This is a genomic window from Paenibacillus radicis (ex Xue et al. 2023), assembly GCF_024722015.1.
In the GTDB taxonomy this organism is placed as follows: Bacteria; Bacillota; Bacilli; order Paenibacillales; family NBRC-103111; genus Paenibacillus_S.
In genome coordinates, this window is record NZ_JANQBD010000006.1 from 20,823 (window position 1) to 37,726 (window position 16,904).

The following is a 16,904-nucleotide window of genomic DNA, read 5'->3' on the forward strand; positions in this document are numbered from 1 at the left end:
CATAAACATGACTTTTATCGTTTAGACGATATCAGCATTCATTTATAGACTTACAGTCTAATTTTAACTATAATGATAGTTAGAAGTTGGTTCTACAATGGGGTGATTGGTCTCATGAACAGGTTTATGCGTGCGGCTACACGAAAAAAGCGGGAGTACATGATAGAGGTGGCCTTGCAATTATTTATGGCTCGAGGCTATGAGCAGGTTTCCGTTGACGACATTATTTCTGCTACTAACACATCTAAAGGAACTTTTTATCATTATTTTAAAGGGAAAGATGAAATTTTACGTGAAGTATCACGCAAACAGATCAAAACCATTAATGATTGGTCAGAGCGTACTCCTTCACAGGTGCAATCATTAGAAGGTCATATAAACCGTTTGTTATTAGACTTGGCTTCTAATATTGAGGCTTACCCCAAGCTGGTGCAAAGCTTGATTGCATTATCTTTACAAAACGAAGCGTTGAAAAGCATTGAGGAGGAGCAGTATCAATTACTGTTTGACCGGCTGCTCCGCTGGCTCCCAGACCCGAATAAGGTGACACTTCTGGTAGCAGCTTATAGAGGAACCTTGTTGACATGGTGTTCACAAGATAATCCTAATCTTAATGAATTAATGCGAAGAAACCTTGCATGGATTTGGTCAGGCTTAAGATCAGAGCAGTCTTCGGAGCTTGTTTCTACAAATTCAGGAAAACCCTCTTCTGACATACAATGGCTTGCACATAATAATAAGGAGGCGAGTAAAATGAAAGTTGCCATTATCGGCGGCGGCTTAGCAGGTTTGACTGCAGCTGCCTATTTATCGGAGGAACCAGGCATAGAAGGTGTGCTGTTTGAACGGAGTCCTCAATGGGGAGGAAGAGCTTTTACTTATGAAAAAGCTGGATTTACACTAAATTATGGCGCACATGCTATCTACGGCATTGACCGGCATGAAATAACTACTATGGAACGCGAGCTGGGACTATCTTTCAGCTCCAAACAGGTGGATAAACGTAAGGTAATGTATGCGAAAAACGGTCAATTAACTCCCGCTCCATTGGATTTTGTTAATCTTATGAGAACGGAGCTGTTGAACCCGCTGCAAAAGGTACGGTTTGTTGGGGAAATTACAGCAATCATCGCGCAAATTCACAATGTTAAACATTATAAAACGCTCGGGGACTATTTAGCCCAATCCGATGCTGACGAAGATGTTAAAGAGCTGTGGGAGCATCTGGTTTGCTCTAATTTCTTCATTACCCCGGAGGAAGCACGTAAAGTTCCCGGTCCGGTTATTAGCGATTACTACCACAATTTATTTTTATCCGGCCGCCCTGTTAACTATGTTCTAGGCAGCTGGGCTGTCATAACCAATCAGCTTCGGCAAAAAATTGACATTTCCAGCCGCTGGGAGATGGCTCTTCAGGAGGGCGTAGAAAGTGTAAGCTATGCCGACCGCAAGTTTGTATTGAAGACCAAAACCCGGGAGCTTGCTTTTGACAAAATTATTTTTGCCATGCCTGTCCAGCAAATTGGCAAGCTGCTAAAGGGATCGCCTTGGGAGCCCTTCTTGGCACCATATGAGAATAATACAGCTACAGAGGTAATGGTCTATGACATTGGCTTGAAGCGTGTAGTCGCACGCCCATTCAGCTATATCAGCGATATGGATAACAAAATGTTCATCAGTGATGTCTCTGCCACCGACCACACTCTCGTGCCGGAAGGCGGACAGCTGCTCCAGGGTATTGCCTACTTAAGCGAACGCTTCGCTGACGAGGAGGAACGCAAAGCTTATCTGGATAGTAAAACGAAGCAAATGGAAGCTCTGTTCGATCATTATTATCCGGGCTGGCGGGATGAAACGGCTGTCAAGCGAGTTTCCAAGAAAGCTATGGTTTCCAGCGTGAAAAACGTAATAACGAACCATCTACTGCCAACGCGATTGGATCATGTTCCATTTTACTTCTGCGGGGACGGGTGTGTAGGCAAAGGTGAATTGGCGGAACGTGCTTTCTCAAGCGCACGCCAAGCTGCAAAATCCATACTGGAAGATGTAAAAGTGGGTGTGTTGTCATAAAAAGGAGTTTGGGAGCAGTCGGTAGATGAAGGAAGCGACCGCTTTGAAGCTTCTCTGAGCCATATTGAAGGATAGCTTTAGCTGTATGAGCCAACCCGATTCCAAGGAATCGGGTTTTTGCTCTTGCGTTAGCATTGAATTTCCAGAAGATGGTGAATCGTTGAGTATTTGGCGGGCAGTCTCTTCTACTGAACTTATGGTTCCAGGCAATTCCGATAAATTGGATGGGATAGAATTCATTTGGCTTGTAGCTTTGCCTTTATCCGTAGTTTGGATCTGTACGGTTCTGGACTTGCCGTCCCACTGAAGCTCTCCGCCAAATGCTTCACCAACGAATCGTGCCGGAGCTAACGTAAAGCCGTTAATTAATTGGGCTGGAACTTCCAGTTCAATGGTTTGTCCGTTTTTAACGGCTTTGCGGTCACCGATCTTCAGAGAAACAGTTGTATTCCCTTTTCGTCCTGTAGCTGTTTGCGTTGAGGCATCCCAAGAAACAGCAGCACCCACCGACTCAAAAATAGCTCGTAGAGGAGCTAAAGTGCTGCCCTCCTTAATTATGGGTGGCTGCTCGTAGCTTTGCAGCTTTCCGTCAATAGCTACACTCACTTGCGAGGATAACGAAAAGGTCCGTGAAGCTGCCTTGCTGCCGCTGCGATTATAAACTTCGAGCTTTAATGATGCTCCATCCGGCACATCGCCAGCATCCAGCTCAAAACCGAAGGGTGGACCCGTCTCGGTTCTAATAATCTCCCCGTTAATGGAATAGTCTATTTTTCCAATGTAAATATCCGGTATTTTAACCCAAGGAGTTAGTTTCGTTTTACGCGCAAATATGTTTTCACCACTTACAGACAATTTCACATGGCCCGTACGGTCTGACGGTTTGGCTCCTTGCTCGACTTTGGTTAAATAATAAGGTGCAGCAATCATTTTGGAGTACAAAGCTTTCATAGCCTCATTAGCCCCAAGTAAATAGTTATTTCTGGATTCACGGTTTTTCAAATCAACATTAAAATAGGTGATTGACTTTAAACGCGGATATTTTAATGGCATGATTTCGTACAAACGCTGCAGATTTAACAAACCATAATCCGTAAACGACTCCTGCGGAATATGCGCATAATGGGATACCGCTGTTTCACTGATCATAATAGGTTTGCGGTCCGCATAGGTTTTGTACAAGGAATCAAGCCTTTCAATCGGGCTCGTAGCTTGCATATTACTTTGTGCAGGGTCTCCGTTCTCATAAGGCTCGGTATACAGACTGACCCCAACCCAATCTACATACTCATCTCCAGGATAATACACATCCATCGAATAAGCAGGTACATCACCCGGACTCCAAACCATCGCTACATTCGGCGCCTCTTGAGCCATAACATCATGAACCAAGCGGAATTTTTCTATATATTTTTGCGGATCTCCGTGCCATACTACCCAGTTCCCATTCATCTCGCTTGCATAGCGAAGGAAGATTGGAATACCGGAGGCTTTCGCAGCTCGCGCCCACTCCCGTAAATGAGCGTCATCCTGGACAGAATCCAGTCCTTTGCTCGGTTCCCAAGCGATTTGCAGTGCAGACCCGGCTTCTTTGGCTCTTGTCGCATATTGCTTCGGAAATGCAGTGTCATAGGGAGAATAAGCCAAATATAAAGCGTGCTTCTTACCGTATAGAGCTTCGGACTTCGTGAAGTTATTTTGCATCGCGGGATCCTGTTCAGAGTACAGTCCAATGTACATCCCGTACTCCGGCTCAAACTTGGCCAGTTTGCCATTCTTGGGAGCTGCCTGACGTCTTACCGTATCCTCATCGGGTGAGGACATATATACATCTGCAATCGTTCGGATTTGCTCGGCACGCTGGATATCAACAGCCCCCCAATCCTTACCGAATTTAAGCCAGTACTCATTTTCCAGTTCATAATAGTAGATGGCATTTTCATAATCCTGAATACTGTCATAATACTCATCGAGCGATCCGCAAAAAAGAGCTGCACTCTGCCAATCTCCTATGGAAACATAGTGTTCGACAAGAAACTTCCAATGCGGCACCGCTTCTTCCGGCTTCCCTCTCTTAACTGCCGATTCTGCTGCTTTCCATTGATCCCATATCGCGTCGGCCTGCACAGCCGGAGCTCCTGCAAGCAATCCGGCTGCTACTGTAACCACCAGCAAGCCTTTCATACAGTTCGATGTAAGCCGTTTAAAAAAAGCCATAATAGTACTCCTCCTAAATACATATGGGCAGCTTAAAGTGTCTCCAAATGAACAACACTACCGCTTCCGCCTGGCTCAGGCGACTGAACTACGAGTCTACGTGGTAATCTTGCACGCAGTTCAGGCACATGGCTGATCACGCCTACAGTTAACCTGTCAAAATGCAGCTTCTCCAAGGCGATGATTACAGTTTCCAGAAGATCCTGATCCAATGTACCGAAGCCTTCATCCAAGAAGAAAAATTCCAGAGGATACTGGCCCTTAAGCTGAATTTGTGCGGACAAAGCAAGCGCCAACGAAAGTGAGGTCAGAAAAGTTTCTCCGCCGGACAAGCTCGACACCGGACGTCTTACACCTCCGTTGGAATCATCGCGAATAACGAAGCCCCCCGTAGAATCCACCTCTATGGCATATTTCTGGCGAGTTAATTGACCTAATCTTTCCGATGCGGAACGGCTAACCTGGACCAATTGTTCTTCAGCTAAAAACTCTACGAAAGCATTCCCTCGAAGAACCGTTTGCAGCTTGCTGAGTAATGTCAGCTCGCCTTGCTTTGCAGCACGTTTCGCTTCAAGCTCGCTCCAGCGCTGATGCTTTGCTTGCAATGACTCCCAATCCCGCTCAGCCCTTGCTTGAGCTTGCAGAGCCGCTTCATCCAGTCGCTTGCTTTCCGCAAGCTCCGCCTCCAGAGCTGACCAATCCTCCTCTGAAATAGAACGCCCCTCCAACTGCTCAGACAGCTGCTGCTGCTGCGTCCTAAGCTGATGCTCCAGTTTACCGAATACTTCCACTTCCGAAGTCCAGGATAACTTCTGAGCATCAGAGATTACAGCAGCCTGTACCTCCAGAGGATCGGCAAAGCTAAACCGTTCAGCTTGCTTCTGCCATTCCGCTTCGGCTGCTGCTGCTTGCTCGGCAGCAGTCTCTGCCGCCTGTCCTGCACCTGCATAAACCTGGGATGCCTGCTGTGAGGCGGCTTGAGCTTTCTCAAAACCTTGTTTGGCTTGCTCCGAAGCGCCTCTCAGCTGACTTAGCTGCAAATTGGCTTGTGCTACCTGCTCTTCTACAGGCTCTTCCCCTGCCCATTCACGCAGCCGGATTGTTTTCTCTGCTTCCTGCTCCTGCACATTTTTCAGCTCGGTTTGCAGTTGGATTAAAGTCCGGTCCAAAGCATTAGTCTGTTCCTGAAGCTCCGCAATCAGGCTGAGCTTTTCTTCGATAAAGCTTATGCTTTTATCAAGTCTTTGACGCAGCTCTTCCGCTGTTTTTTCTTGCAGCTGTTGTTGTTCTACAGCGGATTCAAGGGCCTCAAAGGAAAAGGCAGCAAATTTCGTTGTCCAAGCTGCGATCTGCTCTTGAGTTAACTGCATGAGCTGTAATTCTTTTTGCTGCGCTGCATGAATAAGGTGACCCAAACTTTGCTGCCTGGACTTCCTGTCACTTAACATTCGGTCGAGCTGTCCACGCTCCTGCAATAGACTCTGAAGCTCTTGCTGCAGCTGCTGCTCATGCAGCCGGGCCTGCTTCAAGCTACTCTCGGCGTTATCAACCCGGGATAGCAGCTCCTGCTCAGTCAGCAGCGCAGAAGCAGCTGTTGCAGGCTGCTTGGTTTCGGGCGCTTGATTCCACGAATATAAAGCTGCCGCTGCTTCTGATATATATTCGTTGGCTTGCAGCTGAGGAAGCATCGGCTGCCATTGCTGAACAAAGCCATTCAGCATAACCTGCTGCCGGTTATTATCCATCAGCTGCTGCCTTGCTTGTGCTTGCATTTTATCCAAGCTTGACGCAAATTGCGAGCTCTCGTCAAGCCCGCCAGCTGCTCCTGTTTCATCGAGAACAAACGGCTTGGGATGATGGATTGACCCGCATACCAGACAACCGTCTCCGGCTGTCAGCTGTCCCGCCAATTCAGCAGCCATAGCATGAAGCTCGGCTTGCCGATTTAACTTCTTGCGTTCATCAAGAAGCATCGGAATCATATCGTGCACCTGCTGCAACTCAGCTTCACGCGACAATGATACGGAGTAGACGTCTGACACTTCTGTAAGCCAGCCTGCCAATCGCCGCCCCCATAGCAACTCCTGCTGCTCAGCTGCTATGCGCTCTTGCTGCAGCTCGACGAGCTCCTTCTGATGACGCTGCAGCTCAACCCGCTGCTCCTCCAATTGGCGCTGCTGCTGCTCAATGGAGCGCTTGTCCTGGAGAGCTGCCCGCAGCAGCTCACGGTCCTCGCTGCGCACCTCTGCCAGCTTCAGCTCTTCCTTGAGCTCCGCTTGTCGCTTCACCGCTTTATGACGCAGCTCCTGCTCCCGCAGCAGCTGCTCCTTCGCGGTCCGCTGCGCGCCAGCCGTCTGCGCCTCCTGCGCAGCGAGCCCGCTCAGCACGGCCCGCTGCTGTGCCAGCTCCGCAGTCAGCGCGAGCGCCTGCTGCAGCTTGTCGAGCCGCAGCAGCAGCGGCGTCTCCTGCGCGACCAGCGCCTCGCGCGCAGCCGCATGCTCTGCGCTAGCGCGTTCGAGCGCAGAAAGCGCTCGCTGCTGCGCGGCCGCGGCGCTTTCTGCAGCGTCGCGCTCGCGCGTCAGCCGTGCCGCTGCGAGCTCGCGCTGGCGCGCGTAAGGCTGCGCAAGCTCGGCTTGCGCAGCGCGCGCGAGCCGAGCTTGCAGCGCGTGCACCTGCGGCGCGCGGGCCGTGTGCTGCGCGAGCTGCTGCTGCGCCTGCGTGAGCGCGTGCTGCAGCTCGCGTACGCGGCGCTGCTCGGCGGCGCGGGCCTCGCACGCGGCGAGCTGCGCCCGCAGCTGCTGTGCCGCCTGGGCAGCAGCCTGCAGCGCTTCCGCAGCTGCGTCCAGCGCTTGCTGCGAAGCGTCGCCGAGACCCTGCTGCTCGGCGTGCAGCTCCTTGATAGCCACATCGGCCTCTTTAAAGCGTGCCGATGTCTTGGCATTTAGTTGATCTCCATATGGCTCCAGGTGGAACAACCGCTGGAGCATTTGCCGCCGTTCACTCCCCTTTAATGCGAGAAACTCGGCAAACTTCCCTTGCGGGAGAACTACGGCTCGAGTAAAGTCCTGCATGGACAAGCCCAATATATCCTGTACCTGCTGATTCACTTCACCCGATTTATCAGCCAAAACAATCGTTTCCCCATCCTGATACCGGATAAGCCGACTGATCGTATTATTAACCGTTACATCCCCGCCCCGCTTAAACTGCCGGTCTACACGGTAACGAATTGAACCTTGAGCATGTCCCAGCTCAAACGTGAAGGAGACGGACAGAGCGTTCTCTGCGTGATTCATGATCCCTTGTGTTCCGTTAGCCGCACGCTCCACTTTACCGAATAATGCCAATGTCATTGCATCAAGAATTGTGGATTTCCCACTGCCCGTCGGTCCGAAAATCCCGAACACTCCAGCATCGCATAGCTGAGTGAAATCAATCTCCTGCAGTTCACGGTAGCTCTGCAAACCGGCGATTTGCAGATACATCGGTCTCATATCCAATCACTCCTTTCCTAATTTCAATTACTCTTCTTCAACAAGCTAAGCGGAGTTCAATTCTAAGAAAAGTCTTTTCTTTTCGATTTCAGTTCACGCTTGCTGTGCCTCCAGAAGCTCCATAAACAGCTGTATCAGCTCCGCTTCCGGCTCAGCCCCGCCTGTCTGACGAATATAATATCGGCGAAAGAGCTCATCTATCGGCATGCTTCTCATTGAAGCCTCACCCGCAGCAGCAGCCTCCATCTCAGGGTAAATAGGACGAATGTTAACAATTCCTTCCCGAGCTTTCCGTAAAGTATGTATTTGTTCCATTGACATAGCTTCGGTCATATTAATTTCAAGATCTATCCAGGCTTTCGCATCTCGCCCCTCATCAAGCCACTTATGTACTTGAGATAAGCCGGAATCAGCTTTCCAAAGTGCCAAGGGTCTACCACAGCTCAAGAAAAGTTCTTCAAGCTTAGCCTCGCCCCCGGGCTTCACATCCAATATAGTAACTGACTTGGCTTGCCCATGCTCGGAAAAGCTGTACGCTAACGGCGATCCGCTGTAACGCATAAGTGATGCAGCCTTAATGTTTTGCGGTCTATGCAGATGACCCAAAGCAACATACTGCGCACCGCTTACCGCCAGAGCAGATGTATCTACCGTATAGGCGCCCCCCACTTGAATAGGCCGCTCCGACTCACTTTCCGCTCCGCCCAATACATAAATATGGCTCATGATCAGATTCACCGTATCCGCACGAAAATGCTTGGCCTGTCCCATGGCAATATGCTTGACTCGATCGGAATAAGCGGCTCGCAGCAGTTCCTCCTCAGCATCATCCGATAGCAGCTCTTTCAACCGGGATTCGGATGGATATGGCAGTCCAAATAAGCATGCACTTTCCCCTGTTCGCGCAATAGGTATAAGCTCATGGCGATCCTCCGGAAGGCCCATTAGCAATACCCCAAGCTTCTGAGCAAGCGGTGCAGCCGCAGCCAACCGATCAGGGTGATCGTGATTTCCCGCTACTACGGCAACAGGCCTTGTCCCGTTATCTGCCAGCCTTGCCAACGCATCATAGAACAACTGTTCCGCCGCGGCAGGTGGGTTTACAGAATCATAGACATCTCCGGCCAAAAGCACGAGATCAATTTGCTGATCACGAACTATATGTGCTAGCTCCTCCACGAATGCCTCTTGCTCCGCCAATCTGCTTCTGCCTTCCAAAGTTCGTCCAAAATGCCAATCCGCCGTATGTAAAATCCTCATGAAAAACCTCCTCTCTTTTCAACCTTCTTCCAGATATCTGTCCGCCGAAAGCAAATCCATGAATATTTACTCACGAAGATCAAATCGTCGGACAGACTCCTACAGCTCCAACACTTGAGCTCCATCAAATAAAAAGATATATTTCCCAATAACAGGTCGCTTCCATATCCGCTCCACTGCTTTAGCATACAATTCAAGCTGCAAACGATATCGCTCACGCATTCCATCCAGCGCCGCAGGTCCGCCGCCTTTCAGATGATCCGTTTTGTAATCGAGCAGCACCAAGCCTTGCTCCTCTTCAAAAATACAATCGATGACCCCTTGCAGCATAACTGTTTCATTTGCTGTCGCTTCATCAGTCACTCCATATACTTCGCTTGCCGGCAAGCCATAGCTGAATGGCAGCTCACGATGTATTTGCGGGGATCGAAGCAGCCTCATTCCGAGCTCGCTTTGAAAAAAAGACAAGATTACACTCGGCTCCACAACTGTACTCTGAGCTTCGGTCAACAATTCTCTACGAACCATATCGGCTAACGTTTCCTTTATATCCAGTTCAGAAGGCTGAGCACTGAGCCTCATATGCTGCATGACAGAATGAAATACCGTCCCTCTCTCAGCTGCATTTAATTGAGTCTGCTCCATAAATCTGGGTCTTCGGACAATTGCAGGCCTGTAAGTTTTATCTTGAGAAGCTTCCGGATATACCGGCTGATCTGAGACCAACTCCAGCAGTTTATGATGCTCAGACATGCGCTTTAGCTCAGTTACGGATGTCTTGGATAGCAGCGAAGAGGCTTGTGCATTCTCATACCGCCAAGAAAGCTTGCTCTCTACTTGTGCTTCAAAATTGCTTCCTTCTTCTATCGGCTCCATAGCCAGAACCGCTTGCTTCCATTCATTGGATATTTCATTAGTCCCTGCAGCCTCAGCCATTGCTGCGAACACCTCGGGACGAACCAATTGAACCTTCCAACGGGAAGCTTCATTCGCAAAAAAAGTCGGGGATAGCTGAGCAGCACCTGCTTGTTCACGCAATACGCTCCCATCGGGATGCCGCATAATCGCGGGACCAATCCAGTCCAAATAACTGCGAGCTTTCGCCAAAGTATCATCGGGCAGCAGCAGCTTATCATGCTCTATATAACGCGCCCAGTTTTGCAGAAGCTTATCCGCTTCCTTCACGGTTGCCAGCAAATACAACTTTTCCCTTGCCCGAGTCAATGCTACATATAATACACGCATTTCCTCAGCCAGCATTTCCATACGCATTTTGCGCCGGATGGCAAGCCAAGGTAAAGTCGGATAGCTGATTCTAGCTTCTGCATCCATAAATTTCGGTCCGAAGCCCAAATCCTTATGGACCATAAAAGAATCTGTTAAGTCCCGCTGATTAAACCGCTTCGCCATACCCGCCACAAAAACAACCGGGAATTCCAACCCTTTGCTTTTATGGATAGACATGATGCGGACGACATCCTCCTGTTCTCCAAGAGCGCGGGCTGTCCCCAAATCGCCGCCACTGTCCTTCATTCGTTCAACGAAGCGTAGAAAACGGAATAATCCGCGAAACGAGGTCGATTCGTATTGCCTAGCGCGATCGTACAGCGCTCTTAGATTAGCCTGCCTTTGCAGTCCGCCAGGAAGCCCTCCGGCCATATCATAAAAGCCAGTGACACGGTAAATATTCCATATCAAATCCGCCAGAGCACCTTGCTGCGCTTCTTGTCTCCATGCTTCAAGCTGCTTAAGAAAGCGGCTAAGCTTACCTTGCAGAACCACATCAACCTCAGATTCGTCGCCGTTCGCAACGTCTCTCCATGAATAGGCACAAACAGCTTCATAGAAGCTGCTGTATTTACCATAAATCCGGATTTGCGCCAGCTCCTCCGTACTTAATTGCACGATAGGCGAACGCAGTACTGCTGCCAGAGGAATATCTTGAAACGGGTTGTCTATTATTTTCAACAAAGAGAGCAGAACTTCCACCTCTGTTGCTGAGAAATATCCTGTATTCAACTCAGCATAAGCAGGTATTCCCTGCTGCCTCAGCTCCTCAATCAAAACAGGAGACCACTGCTGTGTCGCTCTAAGCAAAATAACCATATCACGGAATGTAATATCCCTTAGTCCACCACTCGACTTATCAAGCACTTGAAACACGCGCTCTCCATTCATACCCAGCAGCTTATGAATTTGTGACGCTATCATCCGGGCTTCAAGCTGAACCGTTTCCAGCTCACGAGCTTCACTTGCTGGATCTGAACTGTCCGAAGCTTCTGCCTCGGAGAAATCATTTCCATCCTTTTCAGTATCCTGCTGCCTGGAAAACTCGCTTTGTTCGTCAGGTTCACCCAAGCTATTGTCTGAACGATCAATCAATAGCAGCTCAACCGAATCGGAGCCATTGGATATCCGATTCCATTCCGGATAGTAACTAGCTCCGAATACTAGATCCGCACGCTCATCATATTCTATTTCTCCAACCGTCTCGCCCATGATTTGATGAAAAATATAATTGACTCCATCAACCACCTTAGGTCGGCTGCGGAAATTTTTCGCCAGATCAATTCTTTGTCCCGGTTCACTTTCTTCGGTCTTGTATCTCTTGTACTTCTCCAGAAACAATCCTGGCTCCGCCAGTCGAAAGCGATAGATGCTCTGTTTAACGTCTCCAACCATAAATCGGTTGCCTGGTGCATCACGGGCAATAAAGGAAACTATGGCTTCTTGAACTCTGTTCGTATCTTGATATTCATCAAGCAGCACCTCAACAAATCGCTCCCGGTACCCGGAAGCAACCTCTGATGGGATCATGCCTCCTGTACTCGAATCCTCGACGCTCAATATTTGCAAGCAAAAATGCTCCAAATCCCCAAAATCAACAAGTCCTTTTGTCTTCTTCGCTTCCTGGTAGCGGCTTCCAAATTCGATAACCAGCTCCACCAGCGCTTTCATCAAAGGCGCCATGACCTGCAGCTCTTCATCATACTGCTCTACGGTCCGCGAGAACAATTCTTCAGCCATACCCGACAGCTGTTCCTTGGCCTTATTTCTTAAATCCTTAACCTGCTCCTGCAATGCTTTATTATATTGATCGCCTCTACATGGCTTTAATTTCCCAAAGGAAGTGCCCTGGAACGAATCATACAGATGCTCCCACGAATAAGCCGCCACTTCCTGTAAATAGGCCACGGCCTCCAAATCCTCACGTAAATTGTGCAAATAAGGCTCTGGACCTCCCGGCTGCTCCGCGATTAACACGGCCTCTCCTAAAATCGAAGCTATTCCCTTCAGCTCCAGCTGTACAGATGACAGCAAGCTGGGCAGCCACGGATTCGGAGCATCCAGTGTTATCTCGAACATCGCTGCCGTCTCCCGCAGCCACTTGGACGGCTGCGGATGGCTGCGGGATTCATCATACAAACGCTGCACCAACCGGAATAACGCACCATCGCTTCTTTCTCCGCTAAACCAATCCACCAAACGCCAGAAGTCGCTTCCCTCGGTCGATAAGCCATACCGCTCCTCGAACAGCTCCTCTATCAGATCCTGACGCATTAGCTCGCTCTCCGTCTCATTGGCTATGCGAAATCCAGGATCCAACCCAATTCTTTGGTAATGCGTCTGAATAACTTCCAGGCAAAAGGAATGCAGCGTTGTAATAGGCGCTCTTCCAATCAGCGCGAGCTGACGACGAAGATGATCCGAGCTGGAATTCCGCTCCAACGCCTTTTCCAGAGCTTCGCTAATCCGGTGTCTCATTTCCGCTGCTGCAGCTTTCGTAAAAGTGGCTACCAGCAGTCGGTCTACGTCCACGGGATTCAACTCATCGGATACCCTGCTAATTATCCGCTCTACAAGTACAGCCGTTTTCCCTGAGCCTGCTGCTGCTGCAACCAACATATCATGTCCATGTATAGAAATAGCGTCCCATTGATCATCCGTCCATGAGGTGCCTTCAGGCTTAGCTATCTTGTTGATCATCCGACGCACCTCCTGAACGCTTCACTTTAGTGAAGCCGGCTTCGTAATTATCGTCTTGCTTCAAAATTGACTGCTCATTTTCCCGCTCGGGCTCAACCTCGATAACCGAGGCCTTCCGGTTCCAGCCACCTGCTTTGGTTGCACGTAACGCCACCACATGATCTGCACCTCGGTTCTCCAGCCCTTCCTTCATCAGCTCCATCGCGCGGTCCTTGCCTAACGGCTTAAGGACCTTGAATTGATTAGCTTCGAACTGAGAGTCAAACTGGCAAACCGGCTTGTAGGAGCAAAATGTACAGGCCGCTTCCGTTCCCATTCGGTAAGGCTCGATATCTACATTGCCTCCAGTCATCGACGAACCGATTCCTTTAATAGCACCACGTACATAACTCCGCAGCACATTCCACTGCCCGTCATCGGCTACTGAGGATGATTTATAAAAACTGCCGTCAGCCTTCATAGCTACCGGAATTAATTGGGAATGGCCGCTGGAGCCAGCCAATGCGCTGTCCATCAATAGGGCTGTTTGCGCATCCGCGCTTACAAGCCCTCTCATCTTGAAGCGTTTGCGCAGCTCTTCATCGGCTTTATCCGCAGAAATCCGATTTTTGAGCTGAAGCAGCGGGTTGTGAACGTGGAAATAGAGCACTCCCGCAGGTTTGGCTTCGGTTCCTAGCCATTCTTTGGAATGTGTTAAAATAACGTCCAGATACGTCAGCATTTGCAGTGATAATCCATAGAAAACCTCAGCAAGATGGAGGGCGGTAGGACTTGATTTATAGTCAATGACGCGAAGCAGCGTACCTTGATCCGTGTCCGCTCGATCCACTCGATCAATCCTGCCTCTTACGTCCATTCGTACGCCATTCTCCAGAATGTAGGATAACGGGGGAATCGCCTGTCCCTCTCCGAATCCAATCTCCAGGCCGATGGGCTCAAATTGGCCACGCCGTGCATGCTCACCAAGCATCATGGCGGCTCGACCCACTACCTGCTTCAGCTTGCGTGTTATATAATGATGCCGCTTCGAACTGAACAGTATTTCGCTTTGCAATCTTGGAGCAAGCAAATCCACCACATCTCCGGCAATCGATAAGCACTCTTCAGCGGTTAATCGGCTCCAATGTCCGCCGAGGCTTGCCACTTGCCCTGCGAACATGCTGAGAGCGGCATGGAACAGCTGTCCGATATCAGGAGCTTCCAGACGGTAAATCCGCCGTTCCTGAAGACGCAGGCCATGAGAGGCATATTGCGAAAACGGACAAGAGACGAAACGTTCCATCCGGGACACGCTTGTAAGCACATGGTCTCCGTATAATCGGCGGCTTACCGTGCTGCTTAAAGATTTGGCTTCATTCGTATACAGCAGGGACTGCATCATTAACCGCAGCCGCTTTTGCCAACCAGGCTGTTGGATAAACCAGTTGTAAACGGCCCACCAGATTCCTGAGACCGGCTCACCTCGCATCGATTGCTTAAGCTGAACAATCAGGAACGACATTGCTTTGCCCGGATGCTCCACATAATCGATCTGCTCGCTTATGCTCATAGCCGACGTCGGCTCATTTAATAAAAGCCGTTCCTTAACGAAAGGAAACATCCGTTTCATATGCCTTATCACATCGGATGGAAGAAGCGATTTCCCCTCCTCATCTGCTAGCGGATAACTCAACCAGAGACAAATGGAAGGAGTACAGAAGGCGCAATAAATTAAGAACTGTTCATCCAGCAGCTTTCTTGTGCTGCCTTCCGCCATCGGAAGACCGAAATCAGTGAGCGTCTCTCTTTCTTGCTCGGACAGAACGCTTTCCTCATTCATTTTGGAAGGAATCACTCCTTCATTGACACCTAACACAAACACATGCTTTACGCTTCCCATGCGAGTACGGTCCATACTTCCAATCAACACTTGATCCAAGGACGGCGGCACAAGACCGAGCTTGATACTTTCCATTCCAGCCTCAAGCAGTCCCGCAAATACTTCAGCCGAAACTTCCTCCGCATCCATTAATTCAACAAGCTGATCAAGCATATCGATTATACGGTCCCATACCTGCGAATGCTCTCTCGCCTTTTCTGTATTTCCGGCATGAACGGCAGCCTGGCTCCAGCTTTCAAGCCTCTCAGGCACCTTCAGATAAGTCAACAAACGGTACAGTGTCTCCACCTTGGACCTGACTGTCTTGGATTTCTTCATTTCCTCTTGAAATTGATGCAGTGGCTGAGCAATCTGTTTACGGCTTGCATTAATCTTATGTAAGTAAGCTGCCTCTGCTTCATTGACCTCTATGTCCGGCTGCTCCAAGCTGGAACGCAGTGAGTATGTCCACGGTTTGCCATCAAACCATCTAGCGCCTTGAATACCGAATGCAAGCACATAATTTTCAAGCTGATCCAGCGCATGGCGATCGAGATTATTCGGATTCTCGTCCGAGCTAAGCGGTAGAAAAAATCCCGTTTTCGTACAACGAAAAATAGCTTCGTATTTCCAGTAGCGCAATATAACTTCCATTGCAGAACGAATCAGCTCAACCAACGGATGATCCATTACTGTCCTTTTTTGATCAAAAAAATGAGGAATTCCGAAATCAGTAAAGGTCATGCCAAGCAAATCGCCATACCCCTCAGCATTTCTTACTGTAACCGCAATATCCCGATATCGGAGGCCTTCATCCCGAACCAACCGCAAAATATCTCTCGCAGTCCCTTCCACTTCCGCTCTACGGCTGACAGCTGCAGACAAGCGAACTCCGGTCTTTCCGCCAGCAGGCTCTCCGGCTGGATATGGTTTCTTCAAGCGCTGCTCAAAAGCTCCCTCCATATAAGCAAGCATCGGGCTGTCCTTGAAACGGGCCGGAGGCTGCGAAGGCAGTATCAGCGTCTCTTGTAAGGGGAGCTGAAGACGATCCATTCGTTCCTGCAATTGCAGCATCGTACGGGCAGGCGGATGAAAGAGGTCCAGATCATTCAGCTTTTGTCCCAAACGGTATTCCTTGTCTAAGGTAAGCGTCATAGTTACACTGCTGCATAAGCTTGCTAATCCCTCGACGACTGCAAGCTCCTGAGGAGTAAATCCATGAAATCCATCAATCCAGCATTCAGCCCCCTGAACGTACTCAGAGTGAGGCAACTGGGCGGCGAGCAGAGTTAAATAATCTTCTCCGTCCAAATATGCCTTGGATAGCTCCGACTCAAATTCTCTATAAAGCAACTGCAAGTCCTGCAGCTTGTCTGACAGCAGTATTGAATTATTGGATCTTAATTGCGTATTCGCAACAAAATCCGCAAGTCCGTCAGCCGTAATACAATACCTTTTAAATTCCGTAAACAGTTCACCAATCTTCTCGATAAAGCCCATTTGATCTGTTGATGTATGAAATAATTGCAAGTTGTCACGATGTTTATGCAAAATTTTATGTATAAGCAGCGTTTTTCCGGTTCCATCAATCGGTAGACGGGCTGTGCCCCCCACTTCCTGCATAACCCGCCATGCCAGTCTGCGAAAGCTCAGTACCTGTGCCCGCAATGTCCCGCCCAGCTCTGGTGATGAGACGAGAGCATATTCGGCAAGGGATGTGGCCTGTTCGGGTACTAATAAAATCAATGGACGTCCGTTGGGCGCCTCCAAGAGCTTGTCCTTTATACTGCTCAGGCAATAGTCGCTTTTTCCGCTGCCGGTTCTTCCCAGCACAAAACGCAGAGCCATTATGTATCCCCCCAAACTAAGCTTCCTTCAGGAAACCTTTATTGTATCGTATCCATAGCAAAACTTACATCCATGCTCTGCCAAGTTATTCCTCCAGAAAAAACTTCCCTCTCAGCCATCTCTAGCAATTATATTATTCTACCAAATATATGTGCTTGATGGTAAGGGAT

6 protein-coding genes are annotated in these 16,904 nt (G+C 49.3%); 1 reads left to right on the top strand and 5 read right to left on the bottom strand.

The features are described 5' to 3' along the window. The first annotated feature begins 114 nt into the window (after window positions 1-114). Entirely contained in the window at window positions 115-2,070 is a 1,956-nt protein-coding gene (locus tag NV381_RS09470) for an FAD-dependent oxidoreductase (protein WP_258213035.1), read from the top strand. Here the strand turns inward: NV381_RS09470 and NV381_RS09475 are convergent. The 5 genes from NV381_RS09475 to addB all read right to left on the bottom strand — a co-directional run bounded on the left by NV381_RS09475 (window position 2,065) and on the right by addB (window position 16,734). After that, window positions 2,065-4,287, bottom strand: a complete 2,223-nt coding sequence (locus NV381_RS09475) for a stalk domain-containing protein (RefSeq protein ID WP_258213036.1) — start codon at window positions 4,285-4,287, stop codon at window positions 2,065-2,067. The genes NV381_RS09470 and NV381_RS09475 overlap by 6 nt on opposite strands. A 32-nt stretch (window positions 4,288-4,319) precedes the next feature. Further along, window positions 4,320-7,781 carry an AAA family ATPase gene (locus tag NV381_RS09480; protein WP_258213037.1) on the bottom strand — a complete coding sequence of 1,154 codons (3,462 nt, stop codon included), beginning with the start codon at window positions 7,779-7,781 and terminating at the stop codon, window positions 4,320-4,322. A 93-nt stretch (window positions 7,782-7,874) separates the two neighbouring features. Then, entirely contained in the window at window positions 7,875-9,041 is a 1,167-nt protein-coding gene (locus NV381_RS09485; RefSeq protein ID WP_258213038.1) for a metallophosphoesterase family protein, read from the bottom strand. A gap of 99 nt (window positions 9,042-9,140) precedes the next feature. After that, window positions 9,141-13,028, bottom strand: a complete 3,888-nt coding sequence (gene addA, locus NV381_RS09490; protein ID WP_258213039.1) for a helicase-exonuclease AddAB subunit AddA — start codon at window positions 13,026-13,028, stop codon at window positions 9,141-9,143. Further along, the gene (gene addB, locus NV381_RS09495; RefSeq protein ID WP_258213040.1) at window positions 13,009-16,734 is read right to left on the bottom strand and encodes a helicase-exonuclease AddAB subunit AddB; all 3,726 of its coding nucleotides are present in this window, start codon (window positions 16,732-16,734) and stop codon (window positions 13,009-13,011) included. The genes addA and addB overlap by 20 nt, the downstream gene beginning before the upstream one ends. Window positions 16,735-16,904 lie beyond the last annotated feature (170 nt).